Genomic DNA, 2,035 nt, shown 5'->3' with positions numbered 1-2,035 from the left:
GTCGACTTGTTGGTGCTTTGCTCTAGCGATGAAGAAATCGAATGAAAAGCTGCTTTTCAACGTCAGCCGGAAAATGAGCTGTGGCGCAAGAGGTCGGTTTCGGGAAGCGCTGACGCAACTACAGTACCGCAAATGCGACTGGACCAGACAAATTCTTGCCTTGAAACTGCAGCTTCGGGTTTCTAGGGTTTCGGCGCACCTACACAAGGAATCCTGAATGCCCCGTTCTGTGATCGACGCGATCGGCAACACGCCTTTGATCCGCCTCAACAAAGCTTCGGAACAAACCGGTTGCGAGATCCTGGGCAAGGCCGAATTCATGAATCCGGGCCAGTCGGTCAAGGATCGCGCCGGCCTGTTCATCATCCGCGATGCCGAGCAGCGTGGGCTGCTGAGACCCGGCGGTGTCGTCGTCGAGGGAACGGCGGGCAACACCGGCATCGGGCTGACGCTGGTCGCCAAGGCGCTCGGCTATCGCACCGTCATCGTCATTCCCGACACACAGAGCCAGGAGAAGAAGGACACGATCAAGCTGCTCGGTGCCGAACTGATCGAAGTGCCTGCCGTGCCCTACAAGAACCCCAACAATTATGTGAAACTGTCGGGGCGGCTGGCCGAGCAACTGGCGCGGACCGAGCCGAACGGCGCCATCTGGGCCAACCAGTTCGACAATGTTGCCAACCGTGACGGCCATATCCGCACCACAGCGGAGGAAATCTGGAGCCAGACCGGGGGCAAGGTCGATGGCTTTGTCTCGGCGGTCGGTTCCGGCGGCACGCTGGCCGGCGTCGCCTTTGGGCTGAAGGCGAAAAGCAAGGATGTGAAGATCGCGCTGGCCGACCCTCTGGGGGCCGCGCTCTACTCCTTCTACACCAGCGGCGAGCTGAAGTCCGAAGGCAGCTCGATCACCGAAGGCATCGGGCAGGGGCGCATCACCGCCAATCTCGAAGGGTTCACGCCGGACTTTTCCTTCCAGATCCCCGATGAGGATGCGCTGCCGATCGTCTTCGACCTGATCCAGGAAGAGGGGCTTTGCGTCGGTGGCTCGACCGGCATCAACATTGCCGGCGCGATCCGCCTGGCCAGGGAATTGGGTCCCGGCCACACCATCGTGACCATTCTTTGTGACTACGGCACGCGCTATCAGTCAAAACTGTTCAACCCGGAATTCCTGCGCGAGAAGCAACTGCCGGTGCCAGGCTGGATGGAGCTGAAGAGCACAATTTCGGTGCCGTTCGAAAAGGTCGCGTGATGGCAAACAGGACGGATGCCCTGTTTCGCGACGACGCCTATCTGCGCACGGCGGATGCGAAGATCGTTGCCGTCAACGATCGCGGCGGCATCATCCTCGACCGGACGATCTTCTACGCCACTTCGGGCGGCCAACCGGGCGATACCGGTTATCTCGAACGCGCGGACGGCAGCCGCATCGCCATTGCCGCTACCCTCACCGGCGAGACCAAGGACGAGATCATCCATGTGCCGGCGCCGGAGCAAGCAGTGCCACAGGTCGGCGAGACGGTGAGGCTGGCCATCGACTGGGAACGCCGGCATCTCCTGATGCGCATGCATGCGGCTTGCCATTTGCTCACCGTCGTCTGTCCGTTTCCAATCACCGGTGCCGCCGTTTCCGAGGACGACAGCCGTGTCGACTTCGACGCTCCGGATGCCGGCTTCACCAAGGAGGACATCACCGCCGGGCTGATGGAGCTGGTGCGGGCCGATCATCCGATCTTTGTCAGGCTGATCAGTGACGAGGAACTGGCCGCCAATCCCGGCCTGGTGAAATCCAAGAACGTCCGGCCGCCGGCCGGCACCGGCAAGATCCGCCTGGTCTGTATCGGCGACAACGCCTCGGTGGACAGTCAGCCCTGCGGCGGCACCCATGTGAAGAGCACTGGCGAAGTCGGCGAAATCCACATCGGCAAGATCGAGAAGAAGGGCCGTGAAAACCGGCGCTTCCGCATCCGCTTTGGGCCGATGCCGGCAAACTGAACAGACAGTGATCGCCAAAAGGCGAGCAGGAGCACAAAAT

At 61.3% G+C, this 2,035-nt stretch carries 3 protein-coding genes; all 3 read left to right on the top strand.

Features of this window, described 5'->3' with window-relative positions; genetic code table 11:
* The coding region (locus EN932_RS38555) for a hypothetical protein (protein ID WP_206619002.1) at positions 1 to 217 on the top strand (217 nt) is incomplete at its 5' end.
* On the top strand, positions 218 to 1,252 hold the full coding sequence (locus tag EN932_RS34850; protein WP_064994176.1) for a cysteine synthase A: 1,035 nt from the start codon (positions 218 to 220) through the stop codon (positions 1,250 to 1,252). It abuts the gene before it with no gap.
* Complete coding sequence (locus tag EN932_RS34845) at positions 1,252 to 1,995, top strand: alanyl-tRNA editing protein (protein WP_027163370.1); 744 nt, start codon at positions 1,252 to 1,254, stop codon at positions 1,993 to 1,995. Before EN932_RS34850 ends, EN932_RS34845 begins: the two co-directional genes overlap by 1 nt.
* The last annotated feature ends 40 nt before the right edge of the window (positions 1,996 to 2,035 follow it).

It is taken from the genome of Mesorhizobium sp. M7A.F.Ca.US.002.01.1.1 (genome assembly GCF_004022955.1).
In the GTDB taxonomy this organism is placed as follows: Bacteria; Pseudomonadota; Alphaproteobacteria; order Rhizobiales; family Rhizobiaceae; genus Mesorhizobium; species Mesorhizobium ciceri.
Note: the sequence above shows the minus strand (reverse complement) of the source record. Positions and strands in the feature narration are given on the sequence as shown.

Bases quoted from the DNA above. Each gene is read 5' to 3' on its own strand.
- EN932_RS34845 (WP_027163370.1), top strand. From the start codon at position 1,252: ATGGCAAACAGGACGGATGCCCTGTTTCGCGACGACGCCTATCTGCGC.
- EN932_RS34850 (WP_064994176.1), top strand. From the start codon at position 218: ATGCCCCGTTCTGTGATCGACGCGATCGGCAACACGCCTTTGATCCGC.